At 40.2% G+C, this 418-nt stretch carries 1 protein-coding gene; it reads right to left on the bottom strand.

Going from position 1 to position 418, the window contains the following annotated elements:
• A partial coding sequence (locus tag P3R27_RS14880) for a hypothetical protein (RefSeq protein WP_301399198.1) occupies positions 1–418 on the bottom strand: 418 nt, incomplete at both ends.

Genomic DNA, 418 nt, shown 5'->3' with positions numbered 1-418 from the left:
CTAATTGACTATTCTCTAAATTCAAGACTGGATTTGAACCAATCACATTCATTCTTTGACCGGTTGTTGAAACAATTCTTGCACTCGATTTTTTTAGTGTTATTTTCGGAGAAGTTCCTGTAAGATTTAGTGTCTGTCCAGAAACTGTCGTTACATCAAATAGGCTATCAGTCACGGATAAATTTGCATTATCACCATTTAAGTAAACCCCTCTTCGTGCATTAGAGGTTATTGAAACTACCAGTTCTGATCCACCGATGACTGTTGTTTTTGGATCAGCGCCTCGTAGATGAATGGCATTATTTGCCGTATCTGTCGCAGCGCCTGTTCCACTGGTTGTTGTGACGGAAACCTTAGATTCAGCGGCAACCAAAAGTTCCGGACGTGCATTGTTATTCCCAATTTGAATATTCTCTGC

Source organism: Enterococcus spodopteracolus, assembly GCF_030441955.1.
In the GTDB taxonomy this organism is placed as follows: domain Bacteria; phylum Bacillota; class Bacilli; order Lactobacillales; family Enterococcaceae; genus Enterococcus_B; species Enterococcus_B spodopteracolus.
The sequence above is the reverse complement of the archived record's forward strand: the minus strand, read 5'-3'. Positions and strand labels throughout refer to the sequence as shown.